The organism is Nocardia jejuensis NBRC 103114, assembly GCF_001613145.1.
Classification (GTDB): domain Bacteria; phylum Actinomycetota; class Actinomycetes; order Mycobacteriales; family Mycobacteriaceae; genus Nocardia; species Nocardia jejuensis.
On the sequence record NZ_BDBU01000028.1, the window covers coordinates 105,302 to 125,997 of the forward strand.

At 68.5% G+C, this 20,696-nt stretch carries 18 protein-coding genes; 10 read left to right on the forward strand and 8 right to left on the reverse strand.

All coding sequences use genetic code 11. The features are described 5' to 3' along the window. The first annotated feature begins 47 nt into the window (after positions 1 to 47). Both NJ1_RS23250 and NJ1_RS23255 read left to right on the forward strand, forming a co-directional pair. Positions 48 to 1,220 carry an aminotransferase class V-fold PLP-dependent enzyme gene (locus NJ1_RS23250; protein ID WP_067698016.1) on the forward strand — a complete coding sequence of 391 codons (1,173 nt, stop codon included), beginning with the start codon at positions 48 to 50 and terminating at the stop codon, positions 1,218 to 1,220. A gap of 185 nt (positions 1,221 to 1,405) precedes the next feature. Beyond that, positions 1,406 to 3,052, forward strand: coding sequence for a fatty acyl-AMP ligase (locus tag NJ1_RS23255; RefSeq protein ID WP_067697886.1), 1,647 nt, complete (start codon positions 1,406 to 1,408; stop codon positions 3,050 to 3,052). Between the two features lie 193 nt (positions 3,053 to 3,245). Here the strand turns inward: NJ1_RS23255 and pth are convergent, their stop codons facing one another. The 4 genes from pth to NJ1_RS23275 all read right to left on the reverse strand — a co-directional run bounded on the left by pth (position 3,246) and on the right by NJ1_RS23275 (position 6,343). Continuing rightward, entirely contained in the window at positions 3,246 to 3,827 is a 582-nt protein-coding gene (pth, locus tag NJ1_RS23260) for an aminoacyl-tRNA hydrolase (RefSeq protein ID WP_067697888.1), read from the reverse strand. A 21-nt stretch (positions 3,828 to 3,848) separates the two neighbouring features. Next, positions 3,849 to 4,445 carry a 50S ribosomal protein L25/general stress protein Ctc gene (locus NJ1_RS23265; RefSeq protein WP_067697890.1) on the reverse strand — a complete coding sequence of 199 codons (597 nt, stop codon included), beginning with the start codon at positions 4,443 to 4,445 and terminating at the stop codon, positions 3,849 to 3,851. 320 nt (positions 4,446 to 4,765) lie between these two features. Next, positions 4,766 to 5,554 (reverse strand): SDR family NAD(P)-dependent oxidoreductase, encoded by a 789-nt coding sequence (locus NJ1_RS23270; RefSeq protein ID WP_067697892.1) that lies wholly within the window; start codon positions 5,552 to 5,554, stop codon positions 4,766 to 4,768. Between the two features lie 120 nt (positions 5,555 to 5,674). Further along, entirely contained in the window at positions 5,675 to 6,343 is a 669-nt protein-coding gene (locus tag NJ1_RS23275; protein ID WP_067697894.1) for a lysophospholipid acyltransferase family protein, read from the reverse strand. A gap of 283 nt (positions 6,344 to 6,626) precedes the next feature. Here NJ1_RS23275 and NJ1_RS23280 point away from each other — a divergent pair, with 283 nt between their 5' ends. Together NJ1_RS23280 and NJ1_RS23285 are read left to right on the forward strand one after the other, a co-directional pair. Beyond that, positions 6,627 to 7,193 (forward strand): TetR/AcrR family transcriptional regulator, encoded by a 567-nt coding sequence (locus tag NJ1_RS23280; protein ID WP_084478671.1) that lies wholly within the window; start codon positions 6,627 to 6,629, stop codon positions 7,191 to 7,193. A 109-nt stretch (positions 7,194 to 7,302) separates the two neighbouring features. Continuing rightward, entirely contained in the window at positions 7,303 to 8,931 is a 1,629-nt protein-coding gene (locus tag NJ1_RS23285; protein ID WP_067697898.1) for a peptide chain release factor 3, read from the forward strand. Positions 8,932 to 9,045: 114 nt separating this feature from the next. Here the strand turns inward: NJ1_RS23285 and NJ1_RS40640 are convergent, their stop codons facing one another. Beyond that, entirely contained in the window at positions 9,046 to 9,927 is an 882-nt protein-coding gene (locus tag NJ1_RS40640; RefSeq protein ID WP_084478656.1) for a DUF4393 domain-containing protein, read from the reverse strand. A gap of 446 nt (positions 9,928 to 10,373) precedes the next feature. Here NJ1_RS40640 and NJ1_RS23295 point away from each other — a divergent pair, with 446 nt between their 5' ends. Next, the gene (locus NJ1_RS23295; RefSeq protein ID WP_245717541.1) at positions 10,374 to 11,624 is read left to right on the forward strand and encodes a DUF445 domain-containing protein; all 1,251 of its coding nucleotides are present in this window, start codon (positions 10,374 to 10,376) and stop codon (positions 11,622 to 11,624) included. After that, positions 11,621 to 12,466: an Abi-alpha family protein gene (locus NJ1_RS23300; RefSeq protein ID WP_245717542.1), complete on the forward strand. Its 846-nt coding sequence runs from the start codon at positions 11,621 to 11,623 to the stop codon at positions 12,464 to 12,466. Before NJ1_RS23295 ends, NJ1_RS23300 begins: the two co-directional genes overlap by 4 nt. Before the next feature lie 110 nt (positions 12,467 to 12,576). On the opposite strand, the gene NJ1_RS23305 is transcribed toward NJ1_RS23300, so the two are convergent. The 3 genes from NJ1_RS23305 to NJ1_RS23315 form a co-directional block, all read right to left on the reverse strand. After that, positions 12,577 to 14,379, reverse strand: a complete 1,803-nt coding sequence (locus NJ1_RS23305; RefSeq protein ID WP_067697902.1) for an ABC-F family ATP-binding cassette domain-containing protein — start codon at positions 14,377 to 14,379, stop codon at positions 12,577 to 12,579. 141 nt (positions 14,380 to 14,520) lie between these two features. Next, positions 14,521 to 15,459: a 4-(cytidine 5'-diphospho)-2-C-methyl-D-erythritol kinase gene (locus NJ1_RS23310; protein ID WP_067698022.1), complete on the reverse strand. Its 939-nt coding sequence runs from the start codon at positions 15,457 to 15,459 to the stop codon at positions 14,521 to 14,523. A gap of 52 nt (positions 15,460 to 15,511) precedes the next feature. Continuing rightward, positions 15,512 to 16,264: an SDR family oxidoreductase gene (locus NJ1_RS23315; RefSeq protein ID WP_067697904.1), complete on the reverse strand. Its 753-nt coding sequence runs from the start codon at positions 16,262 to 16,264 to the stop codon at positions 15,512 to 15,514. Between the two features lie 80 nt (positions 16,265 to 16,344). On the opposite strand from NJ1_RS23315, the gene NJ1_RS23320 reads away from it, so the two are divergent. The 4 genes from NJ1_RS23320 to NJ1_RS23335 all read left to right on the forward strand — a co-directional run bounded on the left by NJ1_RS23320 (position 16,345) and on the right by NJ1_RS23335 (position 20,391). Then, complete coding sequence (locus NJ1_RS23320; protein WP_157574172.1) at positions 16,345 to 16,950, forward strand: TetR/AcrR family transcriptional regulator; 606 nt, start codon at positions 16,345 to 16,347, stop codon at positions 16,948 to 16,950. A gap of 104 nt (positions 16,951 to 17,054) precedes the next feature. Then, positions 17,055 to 17,261 carry a heavy-metal-associated domain-containing protein gene (locus NJ1_RS23325; protein ID WP_067697908.1) on the forward strand — a complete coding sequence of 69 codons (207 nt, stop codon included), beginning with the start codon at positions 17,055 to 17,057 and terminating at the stop codon, positions 17,259 to 17,261. Continuing rightward, positions 17,262 to 18,149, forward strand: a complete 888-nt coding sequence (locus tag NJ1_RS23330; RefSeq protein ID WP_067697910.1) for a DUF8832 domain-containing protein — start codon at positions 17,262 to 17,264, stop codon at positions 18,147 to 18,149. 1 nt (position 18,150) lies between these two features. Continuing rightward, positions 18,151 to 20,391 (forward strand): heavy metal translocating P-type ATPase, encoded by a 2,241-nt coding sequence (locus NJ1_RS23335; protein ID WP_067697912.1) that lies wholly within the window; start codon positions 18,151 to 18,153, stop codon positions 20,389 to 20,391. Positions 20,392 to 20,696: the final 305 nt, after the last annotated feature.

Genomic DNA, 20,696 nt, shown 5'->3' on the forward strand with positions numbered 1-20,696 from the left:
AAAAATCTGACGAAACCGAGAACACACCAACCGATATGGTCGATTCCATGGTGAACAACTCCCGGTTACGCGCGGATACTCCCGGTTGCGAGGGCCAGGTATTTCTCGACAGCGCCGGGTCCTCGCTGCCCCCGCAGGTCGTCGTGGACACCGCCGTCGCCCACCTGCGGCGCGAGGCGGAGATCGGCGGCTATCGCGCCGCCACCGAGCGGCTCGACGATCTGGCCGCGGTGAAAACCGGCATCGGAGAGCTGATCGGCGCGGCCCCGGGGACCATCGCGCTCAGCGACAGCGCCAGTCGCTCCTGGACGGATTTCTTCTACTCGGTGCCGCTCGCCCCCGGCGATCGCATCCTGATCTCCGGCTCCGACTACGCCAGCAATGCCATCGGCGCGCTGCAGCGCGCCCGGCAGACCGGCGCGACGGTCGAACCGATCCCGAGCGACAGCACCGGCCAGCTCGATCTCGAGGCCCTGGAATCGATGCTCGACGAGCGGGTGAAACTGGTCTCGCTGGTGCACGTGCCGACCAACGGCGGCCTGATCAACCCGGTCGGCGAGGCCACCGAGATCGCCCACCGGGTGGGCGCGCTGGTACTGCTGGACGCCTGCCAGTCCGCGGGTCAGCTACCGCTGGACGTCACCGCGCTCGGCGTGGACGCGCTGTCCGCGACCGGACGCAAATGGCTGCGCGGACCCCGCGGCACCGGATTCCTGTATCTGCGTCCGGAGCTGGCCGCCACCCTGGAACCCGGACGCCTCGACCTGCACAGCGCCGCCTGGACCGGACCCGGCGAATACACCCTCGCCGCCGATGCGAGCCGCTTCGAATTCTGGGAGTGCGACGTGGCCGGACGGCTCGGGCTCGGCGCGGCCGTGCGGTATCTGCTCGACCTCGGACCGGCCCAGGCCTACCAGGCCGTCGCCGATCGGGCCGCGTACCTGCGCAAGGCACTGCCGGAAGTACCGGGGGTGAGGGTCCGGGATCTCGGCGTGCGACAGGCGGGCATCGTCTCGTTCACGGTCGCCGGTCTGCAACCGGCCGAGGTGCGCGACCGCCTGCGCGAGGAATCCGTCACCGTCACCGTCAGCCACCGCGAATCCACGCTGCTGGACATGACCGCGCGCGAACTGACATCGGTCGTGCGCGCCTCGCCGCACTACTTCGTCAGCTTCGAGGATCTGGACCGCTTCCTGGACGCCGTCGCCGCCCTCGCGTGACTTCGGTGGCTGCTCGCGCACTGCCCGGCGGCCGGGGTCCGGCCGCCCATCTCATACCTGCCCTCCGGCCGTCCTGAAGTCGGACAACATGTTCCAGCCCTCGGACAACATGTTCGAAAAGGGTTAACAGGCCGGGGCGGCAGCGGGATAGTTGGGTGTCAGGCAGCGCGTTTGAGGAGTCGATCGTGAGCCGATTCACCGATGAGATGTATGCGACCGCCCAGGTCTCCGAGCGAGGGCTGGTGACCGGGGAACCGGATGCGCCGCTGCGGCAGGGCTGGGGTGAGATCCACTCGATCGCCAGACGCATGGCCGGTGGCCTGGCCGACGCGGGGATCGGGCACGGCGACGCGGTGGGCGTGCTGGCCGGGATGCCGGTGGACATCGCGCCGGCCTGCCAGGCGGTGTGGATGCGCGGGGCGTCCATCACCATGCTGCATCAGCCCACACCGCGCACCGATCTGCAGATGTGGGCGCAGGACACCGAAACCGTGCTGCGGATGATCGACGCGCGAGCGGTGATCCTGGGCGCGCCGTTCGAGGCCGCGGCACCGCTGCTGACCGAACGCGGCATCGCCTTCGTGACCATCGACGCTCTGCGCGAGGGCACGGCGATCGATCCGCTGCCGACCGGCGAGGACGATATCGCCCTGCAGCAGTTGACATCCGGTTCGACCGGCAAGCCGAAGGCGGTGCGGATCACGCACGGCAATTTCTTCGTGAACGCGTACGCCATGTTCGATCGGGTGAAGTTCCAGCTCGACACCGATGTGATGGTCAGCTGGCTGCCGCTCTTCCACGATATGGGCATGGTCGGATTCCTCAGCGTCCCCATGCAATTCGGCGCGGAAGTCGTCTGCGTGACGCCGCTGGACTTCCTGATGCGGCCGATCCTGTGGGCCGAGCTGATCTCCAAATATCACGGAACTGTCACTGCCGCACCGAATTTCGCGTACTCACTGCTGTCCCGCCGACTGCGCAACGCCCCCGACGGCGCGCTCGATCTGAGCAGCGTCCGCTACATGTGGAACGGCGCGGAACCGGTGGACGCCGACACCATGGACGCGCTGGCCGCCGCCGGAAAACGGTTCGGGCTCAACCCGATGGCGCTGACCCCGGTCTACGGCATGGCCGAAACCACACTGGCCGTGTCCGTTCCCGATCCGGGACTGGGTCAGGTGCTCGATGTGGTGGACGCCGATCTGCTCGAGGCGCTCGGCAAGGCGGTGCCGGTGCGCGACCCCGAGCATCACCACGGCGCCGTTCGCCGTTTGCCCACCCTCGGTTACCTCGTCGACAACCTCGAGGGCCGGGTCGTGGACTCCGATCGCCAACCGCTGCCCACCCGCAGCGTCGGGGTGATCGAATTGCGTGGCCCCGCTGTCACTTCCGGCTATGTCACCACCGAGGGCTTCCGTCCGGCGCAGGACGCCGACGGCTGGCTCGACACCGGCGACATCGGCTACTTCACCGAGGAGGGCCTGATGGTGGTGTGCGGCCGGATCAAGGACGTGATCATCATGGGCGGGCGCAATATCTATCCGACCGATATCGAGCGAGCGGCCCTGCACGTCAAGGGTGTTCGCCCCGGCAACGCGGTGGCGGTCCGGCTCGACGCCGGGCAGAAGCGCGAGAGCTTCGCGGTGGTGGTGGAGAGCAACGACTTCCAGAATTCGGGCGAGGTCAAACGCATCGAGCACGAGATCGTGCACGCGGTGTTCTCCGAGGTCGGCGTCCGCCCGCGCAGCGTCACCATTCTCGGCCCGGGAGCCCTGCCCAAGACCTCCTCCGGCAAGCTCCGGCGCGCGGCCACCTCGGCGCAGCTGACCTGAGGACGGTCGCGGGGTAGGAACGGCTCTGCCCCACCAGCGACTCTGCCCCACCAGCGACTCTGCCCCACCAGCGACTCTGCCCCGCCGACAACTCTGCCCCACCGACAACGCTGCCCCACAGACGACTTCGCCCCGTCACGACAACCGTGACGGGGCGAATCGACATCTTCGGCACTACTACCCGGCGTCGACCTCAGTGCAGCTGGTTCTGCGCGGCTTCCAGGCCCACCCGCAGCAGCAACTCCACCGCGTCGGCGGCCTGCTCCACGATCACCGGGACCTCTTTGCGCTCCGGAGCCGAGAACGGCTTGAGCACATAATCCGCGGGATCCTGCCGACCCGGCGGGCGCCCGATACCGAAGCGCACCCGCAGGTACTCCTTGGTGGTGAGCGCCTGCGAGATCGAACGCAGGCCGTTGTGGCCGCCTTCACCGCCACCGCGCTTCAATCGGATATCGCCGAACGGCAGATCGAGCTCGTCGTGGACGGCGATCACATCGGTCGCGGGTACCGAGAAGAAGCGGGCCAGCGCGGCCACCGGGCGGCCGGACAGGTTCATGTAGTCGCGCGGTTTGGCGATCAACACCTTTCGCCCGTCCAGGCGTGCCTCGAGCAGGTCCGCGCCGGATTTCTTGTGCACGGTGAAACGGCCCCCGACGCGCTCCGCGAGCACGTCGGCGACCATGAAGCCGACATTGTGCCGGGTGCGCTCGTATTCGGAACCGGGATTACCCAGTCCGACCACGAGCACCGGCCCGGCCGTTGCCTCGGTCACGAGAACCGTTGTGCGGCGGTATTACTCGGCGGCTTCCTCGGTGGCAGCCTCGTCCTCGTCCTCGGAGGCGGCCTGCGGGGCGGCGATGACGTTGACGATCAGCGCTTCCGGGTCACCGGCCAGGGCGACGCCGGACGGCAGCGTGATGGAGCCGGCGGTGATCTGGGTACCGGCCTCGACGCCCTCGATGGAGACGTCGATGGACTCGGGCAGCTTCATGGCGTCGGCCTCGACGGACAGCACCGAGGTCTCCTGGGTGACCAGGGTGGCGGCGGCGGGCTCGCCGACGATGTTGATGTTGACGTCGGCGACGACGCGCTCACCCTTGCGGATGACCAGGAGGTCGGCGTGCTCGATGTAGCGACGCAGCGGGTGCACGACCACGGACTTGGTCATGGCCAGGGCGGGCTTGCCGGCGATGTCCAGGTTCAGGATGGCGTTGGTGCCGTGCTGACGCAGGATGGCGGCGAACTCGCGGGCGTTCACGGCGAGGTGCTGCGGCTCCTCGTTGTGGCCGTACAGCACGGCGGGCACGTTGCCGTCGCGGCGGGTACGGCGGGCAGCGCCCTTGCCGAACTCGGTGCGAACGGTGGCTACGAGAAGGTTGGCATCAGACATGAGTCTCTCCTACGGGCTCTTCCGGCAAATGGTCTACATGCGAGTCGGGGGAATACTCCGCCCCGACCGGGTCTTTGTGGCTTGCGAGTCAGGCGAAGACCGAGCATGGACGACCGGAAGGCCGAGCCGCGTCGATCACGGTGGGCAACTGGGTGCCACACCCTCGCCGAGACAACCCGAAGACTCTAACACGCAGGCGTATACCCCTTGAACCGCCCCCCGACTTGGAGTAGGGCGCCGGGCCACCCATCTGGATCCCCGATATGCCCGAGCCCACGCGACCATATCCGAACCGCTTCCCAGCACGTCCGGAGAGAAGCTCAGAAGCCCTGACCGGGCAGCGGCAGGATTCCGAGATTGGCGTCGAGCCCGCCGTCCACCACCAGCGTGGTGCCCGTGATGTAGGAGGCGGCCGGCGAGGCCAGGAACCAGATCGCCTCGGCCTGCTCCTCGGGTTCGGCGACCCGGCCGAGCGGGATGCGCCGCTCTATCTCGGCCAGCAGCGCGGGGTTGCGATGAACACCCGAGGTGATCGCGGTTCGGGTCAGTCCGGGAGCGATGGCGTTGACCCGCACACCCTGGGCGGCGTAGTCGAGCGCGAAGGCGCGGACCAGGTTGACCAGCGCACCCTTGGACGCGTTGTAGGCCCAATTGCCGGGATCGCCACGCAAACCGGCCACCGACGCGGTGAAGATCGCCGATCCCCGGGTATGGCGCAGAGCGGGGATCGCGGCGCGGAGGCCGTGGATCGGCCCGCGCAGGTTCACGCCGAGAATGCGATCGGCGGCTTCCACCGCGCCGGGCGACTCGAGCGGCGGTGTGCCGCCGGTGCCCGCGTTGAGCACGACGGTGTCGAGGCGGCCGAAACGGTCCAGGGCCGTGCGCACCGCGCGCGCATTGATCTCCTCGGCGGACACGTCGCCGGTCAGAACGATCGGATCGCCGCGCAGATCGGACAGACCGGACTCGTCGATGTCCACGGCGATCACGTGGTGTCCACGGGCGGCGAACAGCTCGACCGCGGCACGCCCGATACCCGAGGCGGCCCCGGTGACGATCACGACCCGGCGGTCCTCGGTCCCGGTCCCACTGTCTTCGGTCGATGTCATATGCGCCCTTCCACTCCGGCATCGAGACTTCAGCACGGGGAGGGAACCGCATCAACACTTCGGCTACGAGCGAATTCAATTGCGGGCGAGGGCGAGACGGCCCGCTCGCCGGCGCGGGGTTCAGGCGGCTTCGGCGCGGTCCTTGAAAGTGGTTGCGTAGCAGTCGACGTAGGGGCGACCGGAGCGGCGAACCAGGTCGGCCATCAGATCGTCGGTGGCGCGGCGGACGGCCTGCTGGTCGGCCGGGAGGAAGTAGCGCGGGCGACCGAAGGAGAGGGAGACCTTGGCGGGGCGCAGGAATCGGCGATGGCGGGCGTTCACCTTGTCGGTGCCGGACAGCACGACCGGAACGACCGGTGCGCCGGTTTCCATCGCCACCCGGATCACGCCGGTGCGCCCCCGATAGATGCGCCCGTCCGGGGAGCGGGTGCCCTCCGGGTGGATACCCCACATGCCGCCCTGCTCGAGGATGCGCACCGCGGCCGCGAGCGAATCGGAGCCGGACGCGCCGCCGGTGCGGTCGACGGGCACCTGACCGGTCGCGGCCATGACCCAGCGGTTGACCCGCCCGCGCCAGCCGCCGCCGGTGAAGTACTCCTGCTTGGCGATGAAGGTCAGCCGGCGCGGCAGCACCAGGCACAGATACAGCGAATCCACCACGGCGAGATGGTTGGCGGCGATGATGACCGGGCCCTGAGCCGGAACATTGTGCAGGCCTTCGACCTTCGGCCGTCCCAGCAGCCTGAGCACCGGACCGACCAGCACGTGCTTCAGCACCCAGTACCACATGAAAACCTCCCCTGACCGAAGCGCGTAGACACTGTCTACAATGTCTACACCAACCGGTAGACACTGTCTACGAAGATTTTCGGCCACTCGAGGATTCGTCGGCCACAGCGGCTCGGTCGGAACACGGACTTCCCGCCGAGGATCAGGTCGGCGACAGGGCAGGACACACCGGAGCGCCCGAGCCGGAGTAATGCGCGCCGGAGCACGACAGGTGCGGTGCACCACGAGTTCCGACGAGGGCCACGAGGCGAGGTCCCGGAGAGGTACGGCGAGAATGGTGCACATGGAAGTGGTTGAGCCGCTGCGGGAACGGCTGGTGGCCGCGGGCGTCGAGATGCTGGAACAAGTGGGCGCCGCGCAGCTCGGATTGCGGGCGATCGCCCGCGAGGCGGGGGTGTCACACGGCGCGCCACGGCGGTATTTCCCGACCCACAACGCGCTGCTGGCCGCGGTCGCGGCGCGCGGCTACACCGACCTGCGCGCCGATTTCGAAGCGGTGCAGGCGGATTCACCGCATGCCCGGCTGGAACTGACCGGAATGGCCTACGTCGAATTCGCGGTTCATCGGCGCGAGATGTTCACCCTCATGTTCCGCCACGATCTGCTCGAGGGAGCCGGCGAGAACCTGCGCGTGACCGTGACCAGGCCGTTGTTCCGGCGCTGGACCGAGCGGGTCGCCGAATGCGTGGACGATCCGAACGGGCAGCGGGCGCTGAGCCTGTGGACGAACCTGCACGGCATCGCGGTCGTGGTCGCCAATCGCAGCATCGAGGCGGTCGCACCCGGAACCGATGTCCGCCGCCTGGTCGCGACCGCTGTCGCGCAGCATCTCGGCAGCCCGGCTACCTAGATCGGCCGGGCGGAACCGCGCCGGCGCACCGGTCAACCTCGCCGGACCGGCCTCCCGGCCGGTCACGTACCCTGGACAGGTTGCCGCGTCCGCACAATAAGGAGTCCCCGTGAGTTCCCCGACCACCAGCGCGACCGCCGCACCCGCATCCGGGCGGCTGGCCGGCGAAGTGGCCCGGCGGCGCACCTTCGCGGTGATCTCGCATCCCGACGCGGGCAAGTCGACGCTGACCGAAGCGCTCGCGCTGCACGCCCGGGTGATCTCCGAGGCGGGCGCGATCCACGGCAAGGCCGGACGCAAGGCCACGGTGTCGGACTGGATGGAGATGGAGAAGGCGCGCGGTATCTCCGTCAGCTCGACCGCGCTGCAGTTCGAGTACGGCGACTGCGTCATCAATCTGGTGGACACCCCCGGCCACTCCGACTTCTCCGAGGACACCTACCGCGTGCTCACCGCGGTCGACGCGGCGGTCATGCTCATCGACGCGGCCAAGGGCCTGGAACCGCAGACGCTCAAGCTCTTTCAGGTCGCACGCGATCGCGGCATTCCGGTGATCACGGTCATCAACAAGTGGGACCGGCCGGGCCAGGCCCCGCTGGAACTGCTCGACGAGATCCTCGAGCGGATCGGCCTCACGCCCACTCCCCTGTTCCTGCCGGTCGGCATCGCCGGAGATTTCCGCGGCCTGCTGCGCCGCGGCGAGGACGGCGCGGCCACCGAGTACATCCACTTCACCCGCACCGCCGGTGGTGCGACCATCGCCCCCGAGGTGAGCTACACCCCCGAACGCGCCGCCGAGCGCGAAGGCGAGGTGTGGGACGAGGCCGTCGAGGAGAGCGAACTGCTCTCGGCCGCCGGGCAGGACCACGACCAGGAGATGTTCCTGGCCGGGCAGACCTCACCGGTCATCTACGCCTCCGCCATGCTGAATTTCGGTGTGCGCCAGATCCTCGAGACCCTCATCGAACTCGCGCCGCCACCACGCGCACGCAAGGACGTGAACGGCGCCGAGCGCGGAACCGGCGATCCGTTCAGTGCCGTCGTGTTCAAGGTGCAGGCGGGCATGGACACCGCCCACCGCGACCGGCTGGCCTTCATGCGCATCGTGTCCGGCGAATTCGAGCGCGGCATGGTCGTCACGCACGCGCAGACCGGCCGCCCGTTCGCCACCAAATACGCGCTGACCGTATTCGGCCGCGAGCGCACCACCGTCGAAACCGCCTATCCGGGCGATGTGATCGGCCTGGTCAACGCGACGGCACTCGCGCCCGGCCACACCCTGTTCGTGGACAAGAAGGTCGAGTTCCCGCCGATCCCGTCCTTCGCGCCGGAGCACTTCGCCACCCTGCGCGCGCAGAGCGCGGGCAAGTACAAGCAGTTCCGCAAGGCCATCGACCAGCTCGACTCCGAGGGCGTCGTGCAGGTGCTGCGCAACGAACTGCGCGGCGACGCCTCCCCCGTGCTGGCGGCGGTCGGTCCCATGCAGTTCGAGGTCGTCACCGCGCGCATGCAGGGCGAGTACAACGTCGAGACCCAGCTCGACAATCTGCCGTACCAGCTGGCCCGGCGCACCGACGCCGAGTCCGCCGAGGAGCTCAACCGGCAGCGCGGCGTCGAGGTGTTCACCCGCACCGACGGCGCGATCCTGGCACTGTTCAGCGACAAGTGGCGGCTGCAGTACATCCAGAAGGAACTGCCGAAGCTGACGCTGGAACTGCTCGTGGCGGGCACCGAGTAGTTCACGAGCCGGTATCGGGACCTCGTCTGCCGGGTGTCCCGAACGCCCGTCCCGAAAGAACGAGGCCAGGGTGCGGGCGGATGTCCGCACCTCGCCGCCGCCGCGAGGCGGCGCTCAGCCGCTGATACTGAAGCAGGTGCTGCAGAAGTCCTCGCCGAACTCGGTCAGCCGCAGGCTCTTTCGCACGATCTTGGGCACGCGGCCCGCCTTCTTGAGCGCGGACTCCACCACCGGCTGCACCTCGAGCACCATGTAGCGCGAGAGCACCACCGGATCCTCCGAGGTCATCATCAGCCCGAGTCGGCTCAGATTGATCAGGTAGTGCCGCGAGCGGTCCGGGTAACGCACGCCCGCCTGCTCCGGCACCGAGGTCAGATCTCCGGTGACCAGCTCGGATCCGATGCCGAGCGGTCGGTTGGTGCGCACGTCTACCAGCGGCTGCGGGCCGTTCAGCGCCATGAAGCGCAGGATGCGCGCCTCGTCCGGCGCGAGCTGATCGAGGATGCGGTCGTACGCCGGATGCACGTCCTCGGTGAAGTACACATCCGCGGACCGGGCCAGCAGCGCGTCACCGCGGCGGCGCAGGTCATCGGTGGTGGCCGAGCGGACCAGGCCGCCGCCGTTCACGCCGATGGCCTGCTGCGGCGCACTCGTGGGAGTGGGTACGTAGCTGACGATTTCGCGAACCGAACCCTCGGTGACGCCGAGCGCGCTGCGCGCGATGGATCGCAGCGCGGCCCCCGTGCGCTCGGCGATATCGGCCGAGGATTCACCGTCGAGCGCGGCCTGGGTGAGCTGCTTGGTGATCTCGAAGCTGGTACCGACCGCCCACTCCGTACCGCGCACTGCGGTGCCGACCGCGAGGCCGACCCCTCGGAACGCGCCACGAATCAGGCGGGCCTCATTGCTGATCTGCCGCTGTTCCACATCGGAGCTGCGCTCCACGGCACGGGAACCCGGACGGACCACGTCGTGCCCGGTCCTGTCGTCTGCCACGTCAACTCCGAATATCGCCGGGTGAACTTACTGTTCACAGATTATTGCCGCCCACCGACCGCCAAGCCCGCCGAGCCTGGTATCCATGCGAAGGCTACCCCGTTCACGCTCATCGCAACGCCCCTGCGTGGTCGCGGCGCACCGCCGAGCATGTCCCCCTGAGCCCTCGATTCGCACGCGAATCGGATGTGGTCTCCGCCATTCTCGTGGTCACATGGTGGTAGAGGTACATCGAGGGCGTTCAGTGTGACCGAGATCTCCGACTCAGACACTCCGTCGCTGGCTTGATTCGTAAACAGACAGTAAGGTCCGAGGCGCCGATGGGGTGTGAACGCCGGCGGCGTTACCGGTGTTCGGGTCGGCAGGAGGGTGTCGTGCTAGAGACTGTCTTCGGAGTTCACCCGACGATATTGCTGGAATTGATCACAATTCCTCTGTTTACGGGCGTGATCGGTTACATCACCAACTGGACCGGCGTGCTCATGCTGTTCAAGCCGATCAAGTTCCACGGCTTCCGGGTGCCGGGTCTGGCAGCGCTGTTTCCCTTGCTTCCCAAGCGGATTCAGGTGCTGCCGCTGCTGCAGTACGACGGCCGGACGGGCTGGCAGGGAATCGTCCCGTCGCGCGCGGACAAGATGGCGAGCATTGCCGTCGACAAAGGATTGGCGAAACTCGGCAGTGTCGCGGACTTTTATCGGGAACTCGAACCGGACAAGCTCGCGGAACATCTGACTGAAATAGCAGATTCCCAGATTCATGGGATCGTCGAAGAGATCCTGCGACGCGAACATCCGCAACTTTGGTACAACCTGCCCAGTGGCGTGCGCGACATGGTGCACGCGCGAGTGAAGCAGCAACTTCCCGAAGTACTGCGCGAACTCACCGACGAACTCGGCAACAACATCGATCAACTGCTCGACGTCAAGCAGATGGTCATTCGGTACTTCCAGGCGCGGCCGCAACTGCTCAACAGCCTCTTCCAGGTGCTCGGCGCGAAGGAACTGCGATTCATGCAGAACTTCGGCTTCTACTTCGGTGCGCCCATGGGTGTGCTGCTGGTCGGCATCCTGCACTGGACCGGCTGGTCGCCGCTGGTCGTGCTGCCGGTCGGCGGCGTGATCATCGGCTGGGTCGTCAACTGGGTCGGCATCAATATGATCTTCGCGCCCGCCTACCCGAAGTGGTGGTGCCCGTGGCGGCAGGGACTGCTGGTCAAGCGGCAGCCCGAGATCACCGAGGGCTACGCGGAGATGGTGGCCAGTCAGGTCATGACCCTCGCCAACATCGGTGACGAGCTGCTCAACGGACCGCGCTCGGACCGCACCATGCAGATGCTCGAGGACACGCTGCGGCCCGCCGCGGACCGTGCGCTCGGGCCCGCCCGCGGGGTGGTCAAGTTCGCGCTCGGCAGCCGCGAGTTCGACACCCTGCAGGACAGCTTCACCTCCGAGTCCATGAAGATCGCGCCGATCGCCTTCGCCGACCCGGCTTTCAACAGGCAGCAGGGCAAACAGGTCCAGGAGTACATCGCCAAACAAATGTCGGCGCTGGCGCCGCCGGACTTCGTGGACATGCTGCGTTCGGCGATCAAACAAGACGAATGGCTCTTGTTTGTCCATGGCGGCGCGCTGGGACTCTTCGCCGGTTACGCTCACCTCCTGATCTTCGGAACAGGAGTGGCTACGACATGGGTATGACCGAATCCGACACGGGCGCGGACGATCCCGCCGATACCTCCACCGAGCTCGTGGTGCGGGCGTCCGCTCCCCTGCCGGTGCCGGTCACCCCGACGATGCCCTCCGCCGGGCCGGTTCGCACCGCGACCGGCGTTGTGCGGGTGGCGATGTCGGCGGCGGTCGAGGCGAGCGTGTGGAGTCTTAGCACGGCGCTCGGCGTCACCTCGGTGGTGCTGCGCGGCAGCATGGCCGGGCATCCGCCCCGCGACATCCTCTCCGAAGCCGGTGCCCAGGTGCGGCATTCGGTTCGCCAGGCGCTCGGCGTGGTTCCGCAGGAATCCTCCGACGCCTCGCCCGAGGCCAATCCCACCACCGCCCTGCGCGCCCGCGGCGCCGAACTACTGCGCCGCTCGGCCGATTTCCACGAGGACGACAGCCTGCATCCGGCTTACTCCCGGATCCTCGGCGAGCTGGCCCCGGACGAGGCGCGCATCATCCGCTACCTCTACCTGGACGGCCCTCAGCCCGCGCTGGAGGTCCGCACCGGACGGTCGTCGAACCACGGCGAATTCACGCTGCTCGGCGATGACGCGGCCTTGCGCTACCCGAACCGGGTCGAGGAGTACCTGACCAATCTGGACCGGCTCGGGCTCATCGACATCACCCGCGAACCGCTCGGCAACCCCAATCGGTACCAGCTGCTCGAGGCGCTGCCCGAGGTGCGACGGTTGCTCAAGCGCACCAGCTTCGGAACCAAGGTGCTGTACCGGACCATCGAACTCACCTCGTTCGGTGCGGGATTCGTGCGCGTCTGTCTGCCGGTGCCCGCACTCGATCAGCAGGTGCTCGAGCAGCACGGCTGACAGCCGCCGGATCGCTCGACCCGAACGAACAGCTGGACGCGACCCGATCGAACGACACTGCCCGACCGCGAGATTCGCGATCGGGCAGCACTGTCTCGGGGCTCGGCCGGTCAGACGTTCTCGGCCAACTCCAGCCAGCGTTCCTCTGCCGCTTCCTTTTCCGCCTGCACCTGCTTGAGTTCGGTGCCCAGGGCGATCAGCTTGTCCGGCGTGGTGGCCGCCTCGGCCAGCGCGGCGTGCAGTGTGCTCTCGCGCTCGTCGAGCTTCTGCACCGTGCGCTCGAGTTTGGACAGTTCCTTGCGGGCGGCGCGGTGGGCCGCGGCATCCGTGGCTCCCGATCCCGAGGACACAGCGGTCGGGGCGGCGGCGGGGCCGCCCTTGCCGTTGGTCGAGCTGGCGGCCCGCTTGCGCAGGTACTCCTCGATGCCGCCGGGCAGGTTGGTGAGCTTGCCGTCACCGAACAGGGCCCAGGTGGTGTCGCAGATGCGCTCGATCAGGTAGCGGTCGTGGGAGATGACCACCATGGTGCCCGCCCAGCCGTCGAGCAGGTCTTCCAGCTGCTGCAGGGTGTCGATGTCCAGGTCGTTGGTGGGTTCGTCGAGCAGCAGGACATTGGGCTCGCTCATCAGGATTCGGGTCAGCTGCAGGCGGCGGCGCTCGCCACCGGACAGGTCGCCCACCGGGGTGCGCTGCTTGGCCGGGGAGAAGCCGAGCCGCTCGGCCAGCTGGCCGGCGCTGATCTCCTTGTCGCCCAGCATGGTTCGCATGGCGACGTCCTGAACCGCTTCCAGCACCCGCATTCCCAGCGGCAGGTCGTCGAGTTCCTGGCGCAGCCAGCCGATCTTGACGGTCTGACCCTGAATTCGCTTGCCGGACTTGACCTGATTGTCGCCCGCGAGCGCGCGCAACAGCGTGGTCTTGCCCGAGCCGTTCACGCCGACCAGGCCGACCCGCTCGCCCGGCGCGAGCCGCCAGGTCAGATCCTTCACCAGTTCGCGGTCGTCGGGGGTGGCGAGGGTGACGTTCTCGAGTTCGATCACCACGCGCCCCAGGCGCTTTCGCGCGAACGAGGCCAGGGCCACCGAGTCGCGCGGCGGCGGTACGTCGGCGATCAGCGTTTCGGCGGCCTCGATCCGGTACTTCGGCTTGGAGGTGCGAGCGGGCGCACCGCGCCGCAGCCAGGCCAGTTCCTTGCGGGCGAGGTTCTGTCGGCGCTGCTCGGTGGCATCGGCCTGGCGCACGCGTTCGGCTCGCGCGAAGATCCAGTCGTTGTAGCCGCCCTCGTAGGTTTCGACCTTGCCGCCCTGCACCTCCCAGGTGCGGGTGGCCACGGTGTCCAGGAACCAGCGATCGTGAGTCACGACCACCAGCGCGCTGCGCCGGGCGAGAAGATGCGCGGCCAGCCACTGCACGCCCTCGACATCGAGGTGGTTGGTCGGCTCGTCCAGGACCAGCAGATCCAGATCGCGCACCAGCGCCGCCGCCAGCGCGACACGCCTCCGCTCACCACCGGAGAGGTTGGCGACCTTCGCCTCCATCCCGAGGTCGGCGATGCCGATGCCCTCGACGACCGAGCGAATGCGGGGGTTGGAGGCCCATTCGTGCTCTGCCACACCATCGGTCATGGCGTCTTCCGCGAGGCCCGCGAGCACCACGTCCCCGACGGTCGCCTCCTCGGGCAGCACGCCGCGCTGGGTCACCACGGCCATCCGCAGCCCGCCCACCCGGCTGACCCGTCCGGTGTCGGGCTCCTCGACGCCGGTCAGCACCTCCAGCAGGGTGGTCTTGCCACCACCGTTCATACCGACAACCCCGATCCGCTCCCCTTCCTGCACGCCGAGGGAGACGCTGTCGAGCAGCGGCTTGACGCCGAAGCTCTTGTTGACCGATTCGAGGTTGATCAGGTTTGCCATTAGTCCTCTGTCGTAGACGTTGTCCCCGGTCAGCCTACCGAGCACGGTTGCGGGTGATCCGCGCCGCTCACCCGGACCACCCCTCACCGACGCGGCACGGGCGTCGGGTGTCCGGCCTCCGAGCTCGTTCCAAGGCCGTGCTCAGTGCTTCACAGTGTCCTGGGGACCGCTGATCACCCGGGCACCGGGCACCGGGCCGTGCGCGGTGCGGACGCTGCGGCACACCCCCGCGCCGGACAACTCGGCCGCGACCGACACCGCCGATTCCTCGGACTCGCACAGGAAGGCACAGGTGGGGCCGGAGCCGGACACGATGCCCGAGAGAGCGCCGGCCGTCACGCCCGCTCGCAGCGTGCGGCGCAGTTCCGGCTTCAGTGACAACGCAGCAGCCTGCAGGTCGTTGCCGAGCAGCGGGGCGAGCTGGGTGGCATCGCCCGATGCCAGCGCCTGCAACAGCTCCTCGGGACTGTCGAGCCGGGGCGGATCGCCGACCTCGCGCAGGCGATCGAGTTCGCGGAAGACCGCGGGTGTGGACAGGCCGCCCTTGGCCAGCGCCAGCACCCAGTGAAAGGTGTTGCGGGACAGCACCGGCAGCAGCTTCTCGCCGCGGCCGTGGCCGAGCGCGGTACCGCCGTGCAGGGAGAAGGGAACGTCGCTGCCGAGTTCGGCTGCGATATCGAACAATTCGGTGCGGCCGAGCCCGAGTTCCCACAGATCGTTCAAGCCGACCAGAGCGGCGGCGGCGTCGGCGCTGCCGCCGGCCATGCCGCCCGCCACCGGAATGCCCTTGGCGATGGAGATCTCCACCAGTGGCGCGCGACCGGCGACGTGGCCGAGCCGGACCGCGGCCTGCCAGACCAGATTGGTGCGATCGGTGGGGACCTCGTCGGCGCTCTCGCCGGTCACCTTGACCGCGAGGGAGGCGGCCGGCGAGATCTCCACGTCGTCGCTGAGCGAGAGGGCCTGGAAGACGGTGGTGAGGTCGTGATAGCCGTCGTCACGGAGATCGCCGACCCCGAGGTGCAGGTTCACCTTGGATGGGGCGCGCACGACGACGGGACTCGGCACAACAGACAGCACCGCCACAGCCTAATGCGGGATCGCACGGGCGGAGACCCGCGGTTGCGGTTCCCTACAGGAGAGCGCCGCCGGTGGCGTCGATCCACTGGCCGGTCACCCAGCGGGAATCCTCGGAGGCCAGGAAGCCCACGATGTCCGCGACATCGGGCGGTGTGCCCACGCGCGCCAGCGGTGAACGCGCGGCGGTCGCGGCCCACCCGTCGTCGGTGCGCAGCCAGTCGGCGTTCATATCGGTGTCGATCGCGCCGGGTGCGACGGCGTTCACGGTGATGCCGCGCGGACCGAGTTCCTTGGCGAGCACGCTGGTCAGGACATCGATGGCGCCCTTGGTCATGGTGTACGCGAGCAGGTTCGGCGCGTACGCGCCACGGGTCAGCCCGGTGGAGACGTTGACGATGCGGCCGCCGTCACGGATGCGCTCGACGCCGAGTTTGGTGACGAAGAACGGCGCTCTGGTGTTGACCGCGAAGACGCGGTCGAAGGACTCCTCGTCGGTGCCCGCGATGGGTTCCCGGATGCCGTCGGTCCCGGCATTGTTCACCAGGATGTCGAGCCCGTCCGCCCGCGCGTCGAAGGCGGTCCAGAGTGCTTCGGCATCGCCCGGCACGCCCATCGTGGCCGAGATGGCGAAGGCCGTGCCGCCCGCGGCCTCGACCCTGGCGACCGTCTCCTCGGCGGCGTCGGCATTCCCGTTGTAGTGCACCGCGACCTGTGCGCCGTCACGGCCGAGCCGTTCGGCGATGGCCCGCCCGATTCCCCGTCCGCTGCCGGTGACCAGTGCCGTCTTGCCGGTGAGTGCGCCCATGACGCCCCTCCATTTCTCTAGCGATCGATACAGAAAGGGACCGTAGCACATTATTTAGTGACCGCTATAAAATGACAGCCATGACCACACCCGCCCGGGGACGACCCCGCTCGTTCGATCGGGACGCCGCGCTGGACAAGGCCCTGCGGCTGTTCTGGCGACAGGGCTACGAGCCCACCTCGATCAGCGACCTGACCAGCGAACTCGGCATCGGCGCGCCCAGCCTGTACGCCGCGTTCGGCGACAAGCAGACGCTGTTCACCGAGGCCGTCGGCGTCTACGGCGAGCGCTACGGCGGTTTCGCGGCCCGGGCGCTGATCGAGGAACCGACGGCCCGGGCCGCGGCGGAACGCACCCTGCGCGAAGCCGCCATCGAATACACCGAACCGGGAAGACCGAACGGCTGCATGGTGATCAGCGCCGGGCTCAACACCACGAACACCGATGTCGCGGCCGGGCTCGCGACCAAGCGCGAGTCGAACGTGGCGGGTTTCGAGCAGCGCATCAGCGCCGACATCGCGGCCGGGATCCTGCCCGCGAGTACGGACGCGCTCGCACTGGCCCGATTCGTCGGTGCGGTGATGCAGGGCATGTCGCAGTCCTCACAGGACGGCGCCACCCGCGATGAACTGGTGAAAGTCGCCGAGCTGGCAATGCTCGCCTGGCCCGGCCCCAGTGCGAGCTGAGCCGGTTCGGCGAATCACTTGCGTCAGGTACCCATGGGGGGTATGTTTCTCGATGTCGGGGATACCCCCACACCGTATCTGAAGCGCGAGCGAAGGAGCCGAACATGGCCACCAGCACCTACACCGTCACCGGAATGACCTGCGGCCACTGCGTCGGATCGGTCAAGAAGGAGATCGGCAAGATCGACGGCGTCACCAGTGTCGAGGTAGACCTCGCCAGCGGGCTGGTCACGGTCGAGTCCGGAGCCGCCGTCGCCGACGCCGATGTGGTCGCCGCGGTCGACGAGGCCGGCTACGAGGTGGCGAGCTAAGTGAACGATCGACTGAAGTTCGCCGCGTTCGGCGGCGGACTGGTCGTGCTGTTCGGGGCCGCGCTCGGCATCGGAGCCCTCGTGGGCGATCCGGCCGAGCCGGCCTCCGGCTCGACCTCCCAGCACAGCGGCACGCAGGCCGCGACCGGATTGCAGGACAACCTCTCCGGGTACACCCTGGCCGACCTCACCACCCCGGCCGCACCGAACGAGCAAGGCGCACTGCGCTTCCGGATCATCGGTCCGCAGGGCGTGGTCACGAAGTTCGACACCCTGCACGACAAGAACCTGCACCTGATCGTGGTGCGCACCGATACCAGCCAGTACCGGCACGTGCATCCCGAACTCGCCGCCGACGGCACCTGGTCCCTGGACTGGTCGTGGGCCGAACCCGGCACCTACCGGGTGTTCACCGACTTCTCCCCCACCGGTGGTCCCGGCGAACTGGTGCTCAGCAAGACCGTGACCGTGGCGGGCGCGGCTGCCGACAAGCCGCTGCCGCCGGTCTCCAAGACCGCCGAGGTGGACGGATACCGGGTCACCATGACCGGCGACCTGTCCACTGCCGCAAGCGAGTTGAAGTACACCATCACCCGCGACGGGAAGCCGGTCACCGATCTGCAGCCCTACCTGGGCGCGTACGCGCACCTGGTCGCACTGCGCTCCACCGACCTGGCCTACCTGCACGTGCATCCGGAGGGCGAGGTCGGCAAGACCCCGGCCGGTCCGGACGTCGCGTTCCACGCGCAAGCGCCGAGTGCGGGCACGTACCGCCTGTACCTGGACTTCTCACACGGCGGCAAGGTGCACACCGCCGAGTTCACCGACGAAACATCCACCGCCGCATCCCCTTCGGGTGCGCCATCGCAACACGGAGGAGGTCACTGACATGAGCGCCCCAGCCCCGGAGCGGTCGATCGAGCTGGAGATCGGCGGCATGACCTGCGCCTCCTGCGCGTCGCGAATCGAGAAGAAGCTCAACCGGATCGACGGTGTGACCGCCACCGTCAACTACGCCACCGAGAAGGCGAAGGTCAGCTTCCCGGAATCGGTCTCGGCCGACGAGCTGATCGCCAAGGTGGTCGACACCGGCTACAGCGCGACCGTGCACACCACCGAGCCGGTGAAAACCACCGAACCCCAGGATGATTCGACGCCATCGGCCACCCGGGCGCTGCGGCATCGGCTGCTGGTGAGCCTGTCGCTGGCGATCCCGGTGGTCGCCATGGCCATGATTCCCGCGCTGCAGTTCGAGAACTGGCAGTGGTTGTCGCTGACGCTGGCCGCACCGATCGTGGTGTGGGGTGGCGCGCAATTCCACCGCGCCGCGTGGATCAACGCCAGGCACGGCGCGGCCACCATGGACACGCTCATCTCGCTCGGCACCATCGCCGCCTTCGGCTGGTCGGTGTACGCGCTGTTCTTCGGTGACGCGGGCATGCCGGGCATGAAGCACCCGTTCAGTGTGGCCATCGTGCGCGGTGATTCGGCCTCGGCGCTGTATTTCGAGGTGGCGGCGACGCTGATCACCGCGATCCTGGCGGGCCGGTATTTCGAGACGCGATCCAAGGAGAAGGCCGGGTCGGCGCTGCGGGCGCTGCTGGAGTTGGGCGCGAAAGATGTCGCGGTGCTGCGGAACGGCTCCGAAACCCGTATTCCGGTGAGCGAATTGCGGGTCGGCGAGGAGTTCCTGGTCCGGCCGGGCGAGAAGATCGCCACCGATGGTGTTGTGGTGAGCGGCAATTCGGCGCTGGACATGGCGATGCTGACCGGCGAATCGGTGCCCGTCGAGGTGGGCCCCGGCGATCCGGTGATCGGCGCGACGGTGAACGCGGGCGGTCTGCTGACCGTGCGCGCCACCAGGATCGGCGCGGACACCCAACTGGCGCAGATGGCCGCGCTGGTCGAGGACGCGCAGAACGGCAAGGCGCCCGTGCAGCGGCTGGCCGATCGGGTGGCCGGAATCTTCGTGCCCATCGTGATCGGGATAGCCGTTGCGACCCTGGGCTTCTGGCTCGGCACCGGCGGGGCCGTCGCGACCGCGTTCGGCGCTGCGGTGGCCGTGCTGATCATCGCCTGCCCGTGCGCCCTGGGGCTGGCCACGCCCACCGCGCTGCTGGTCGGCACGGGTCGTGGTGCCCAGCTCGGCATCCTGATCAAGGGTCCGCAGGTGCTCGAGTCCACGCGCCGCATCGACACCGTGGTGCTGGACAAGACCGGCACCGTGACCACCGGCAAAATGACTCTGGCCGAGGCGATTCCGGCCGCGGGGGTCGAGGCCGAGGAGCTGCTGGCCGTGGCCGCGGCGGTGGAGCACGGCTCCGAGCACCCGGTGGCCAAGGCCGTGGTGACCGGCGCGGCCGACCGCGGGCTCGACACCGAGCAGGTGGAACAGTTCGTCAGCCACGGCGGTAAGGGCGTGCAGGGCCTGGTCGGCGAGCGCGCGGTCGTCATCGGCCGCACCGAATTGCTCGAGGATTGGTCGATCGATCTGCCGGATACGTTGGCGGAGGCCAAGACTCGCGCCGAGCGGGCCGGGCACACCGCCATCGTGGTGGCCTGGGACGGCGTCGCGCGCGGCGTGCTGGTGATCGCCGACAAGATCAAGCCCACCAGTTCCGAGGCGATCGCCGACCTGCGCTCGCTGGGCCTGACTCCCGTTCTGCTGACCGGCGACAACGAGGCCGCCGCGCGTACGGTCGCCGATCAGGTGGGTATCGGCGAGGTCATCGCCGAGGTGCTGCCCGCCGACAAGCTGGAGGTGGTGAAGCGGCTGCAGTCGCAGGGCAAGGTCGTCGCCATGGTCGGTGACGGGGTCAACGACGCGGCCGCGCTGGCCCAGGCCGACCTGGGCCTGGCCATGGGCACCGGCACCGATGTCGCCATCGAGGCCGGGGATATCACCCTGGTCCGCGGCGACCTGCGCACCGTGGGCACCGCTATCCGGCTGTCCCGGGCCACCCTGCGCACCATCAAGGGCAACCTGTTCTGGGCGTTCGGCTACAACGTGGCGGCGATTCCCCTGGCCGCCGCGGGCCTGCTGAACCCGATGCTCGCCGGCGCCGCCATGGCACTGTCCAGCGTCTTCGTCGTCAGCAACAGCCTCCGGCTGCGCCGCTTCCGCGGATAGTCGAACCCGCTGCGCGACAGGGCCGTTCGGATCGGATGATCCGAACGGCCTCCGCATATCCACGACCGGCTCCGGTACGAGGGCGCTGAACCGCACGGCGGGCCCTCGCCGATGCCGCCGAGCAGATCCTCGAGCACGGCCCTTTCGCCCTACGGCAGCCGCCGCCGTCAATTCCGACCTGCCCTCAACCCCGAGCGGTGGCCCCGGCCCGCGACCGGCGTGCCGACCGCGATGTCGGTGGTGCCGGAGAGCCGGGTTCCGGCCGGTGCATGGCCGTGACTTCACCGGTGAGACCGACCGCACCA

Bases quoted from the DNA above. Each gene is read 5' to 3' on its own strand.
- NJ1_RS23250 (WP_067698016.1), top strand. From the start codon at position 48: ATGGTGAACAACTCCCGGTTACGCGCGGATACTCCCGGTTGCGAGGGC.
- NJ1_RS23265 (WP_067697890.1), bottom strand. From the start codon at position 4,445: ATGTCTGATGCCAACCTTCTCGTAGCCACCGTTCGCACCGAGTTCGGC.
- NJ1_RS23270 (WP_067697892.1), bottom strand. From the start codon at position 5,554: ATGACATCGACCGAAGACAGTGGGACCGGGACCGAGGACCGCCGGGTC.
- NJ1_RS23275 (WP_067697894.1), bottom strand. From the start codon at position 6,343: ATGTGGTACTGGGTGCTGAAGCACGTGCTGGTCGGTCCGGTGCTCAGG.
- NJ1_RS23280 (WP_084478671.1), top strand. From the start codon at position 6,627: ATGGAAGTGGTTGAGCCGCTGCGGGAACGGCTGGTGGCCGCGGGCGTC.
- NJ1_RS23300 (WP_245717542.1), top strand. From the start codon at position 11,621: ATGACCGAATCCGACACGGGCGCGGACGATCCCGCCGATACCTCCACC.
- NJ1_RS23305 (WP_067697902.1), bottom strand. From the start codon at position 14,379: ATGGCAAACCTGATCAACCTCGAATCGGTCAACAAGAGCTTCGGCGTC.
- NJ1_RS23315 (WP_067697904.1), bottom strand. From the start codon at position 16,264: ATGGGCGCACTCACCGGCAAGACGGCACTGGTCACCGGCAGCGGACGG.
- NJ1_RS23320 (WP_157574172.1), top strand. From the start codon at position 16,345: ATGACCACACCCGCCCGGGGACGACCCCGCTCGTTCGATCGGGACGCC.
- NJ1_RS23325 (WP_067697908.1), top strand. From the start codon at position 17,055: ATGGCCACCAGCACCTACACCGTCACCGGAATGACCTGCGGCCACTGC.
- NJ1_RS23335 (WP_067697912.1), top strand. From the start codon at position 18,151: ATGAGCGCCCCAGCCCCGGAGCGGTCGATCGAGCTGGAGATCGGCGGC.